1 protein-coding gene and 2 pseudogenes are annotated in these 1,824 nt (G+C 64.8%); all 3 read right to left on the bottom strand.

Annotated elements, in window-relative coordinates:
- Positions 1–153: pseudogene (locus WCB02_RS28250) on the bottom strand (cobalamin-binding protein); the annotation flags it as partial.
- 607 nt (positions 154–760) lie between these two features.
- Positions 761–1,591 carry a carbon-nitrogen hydrolase family protein gene (locus WCB02_RS28245; RefSeq protein ID WP_423963044.1) on the bottom strand — a complete coding sequence of 277 codons (831 nt, stop codon included), beginning with the start codon at positions 1,589–1,591 and terminating at the stop codon, positions 761–763.
- Between the two features lie 52 nt (positions 1,592–1,643).
- Positions 1,644–1,824: pseudogene (locus WCB02_RS28240) on the bottom strand (hypothetical protein); the annotation flags it as partial.

Here is a 1,824-nt window from a genome sequence, read left to right as displayed (position 1 = left end):
GGTCAACACGTCATAGGGCTGAAAGCCGCGCTCGAGCAGGATCAGAACCCCCTCCTCGACCTCCTCCTTCAGGCCGTCGTAGAGGTCGTCGTGCATCTGTTCGATGAGTTCGTCGTCGGAGAGCGTCCTGAGGTCGAGGTCGTCATCCGCCATCAGCAAATTCCGTGATTTTTCCATTGGGTCGAGAAAACTTATGGGGCCGCTTTCGCGCGCTGGAAGCATAATAAAACCGCGCCGACCCAAGATTTTGCGGTTCGAGCGGCGCGGCGCCGCACATCGGCGGGAGTTCGTAGCGCGCGAGTCGGCGCTGGGTTTGGCGTCGCGTCCACGAATCATCGCGTCTCCCTCCGCAAGAGGTCCGCCATGCCCTTGAGAAATGCTCAACGCTGCCATGCGAAAGCTGTGAAAGGAAAAAGATCCTGGCGGAGAGACACCGGATCGAGGCGGCGGCGACCAATAGTTCGCTGGCCCAGAAGGTTCGTCGGGCAGCGGCCGCGCCCGTACACGCCTGCTACGTGCAGGACAGCCTCTTCGAGGCCGGCGCCGGCATGGTGTTTCTGATCCGCAAGACCGGCCTGAGCCCTGGCTTCGGTGCTGTTGGAACAGATGAACGACGCCTTGAAAGACCCGGAGGCGAAGGCTTTCCAGAAGGATGTCTACGTCGCCGCGGTCGAGCGGCTTACCGCTGAACGCTGGCGTCGTCAGTGGGAGGAGGACGAAGACTGATCGGGCCTCGATGGCCTCGCGCTGGTCCGCGTCCTCACGCGAAGGTGCTGAGGCGCCTTCGATGCTCGGCGACCGGGATCAGGCCGCGCACCCGCTTCACCTGCGCCGGATCGATCCGCGCCGAGACGATTCCGACGCCGTCCGAGGCCTTGGCGACCACGTGGCCCCAGGGGTCGGCGACCAGAGAATGCCCATAGGTGTGGCGCTGCTCGTTGCCGACGGTGAACGAGCCGGTCTGGGCGCTGGCGCAGACGTAAGATTCGGTCTCGATCGCTCGCGCCCGCAGCAGCACCTCCCAATGGTCCTTGCCCGTCTGCAGGGTGAAGGCCGCCGGGAGCGCGATGATCTGCGCCCCTTTTTCAGCGAGCGCCTGGAAGAGGTCGGGAAAACGCAGGTCGTAGCAGATCGAGCAGCCGATCGTGACGCCCTCGCAATCGTAGGTGACGACCTGATCGCCCGCCTTCACCGCCTGGCTCTCCTTGTAGGCGGCGCCGTCGGGGGTGGTGACGTCGAACAGGTGGATTTTTCGGTAGCGCGCGATCTCCTCGCCTTCGCGGTTGAAGACGACGGAGGTGTTGTGGATGCGCGCCTCGCCTTCAATCTTCTCCATGATCGAGCCGGCGTGGACGAAGATGCGGTGCTTGACCGCCTGCGCTCTCGCCATGGCGTAGGCCGGTCCGCCGGGGAACGTCTCCGCGTTGGCGAGCTTGTCGGCCTTGGCGCCGCCGGCCCAGTCGAAGAATTCGGGCAGCAGCACCCAGTCCGGGCGCTCCTCGCTCACGGCGCGCTCGATCAGCGCCTCCGCGGCCGCGATATTGGCCGCCTTGTCGCTGATCGAGTTCATCTGGATGATCGAGACTTTCATGATCGCCGTCGCGTCCTTGTCGCGGCACTGTGGCCGCATGTCGGCGGGGACGTCAACCGCGCACGAAGCCGGCGAACGCCTTCAACTGGTCGGCAAGGAATCCGCGGGTCGCCGCGTCCGTCACCTCGCCCGTCGCCGCGTCGATCTTATTTTGCGCCAGCGGGATGATGATCTCGGGCTTATTCAGCGCCCGCGCGTCGAGATAGACGAAGGCGTGGCGCAGGTGGAGCTGC

Origin of the sequence: Bradyrhizobium sp. (assembly GCF_049581145.1) — a bacterium.
In the GTDB taxonomy this organism is placed as follows: domain Bacteria; phylum Pseudomonadota; class Alphaproteobacteria; order Rhizobiales; family Xanthobacteraceae; genus Bradyrhizobium.
Note: the sequence above shows the minus strand (reverse complement) of the source record. Positions and strands in the feature narration are given on the sequence as shown.

Excerpts from the sequence above, each read along its gene's own strand:
- WCB02_RS28245 (WP_423963044.1), bottom strand. The coding sequence starts at position 1,591 with ATGAAAGTCTCGATCATCCAGATGAACTCGATCAGCGACAAGGCGGCC.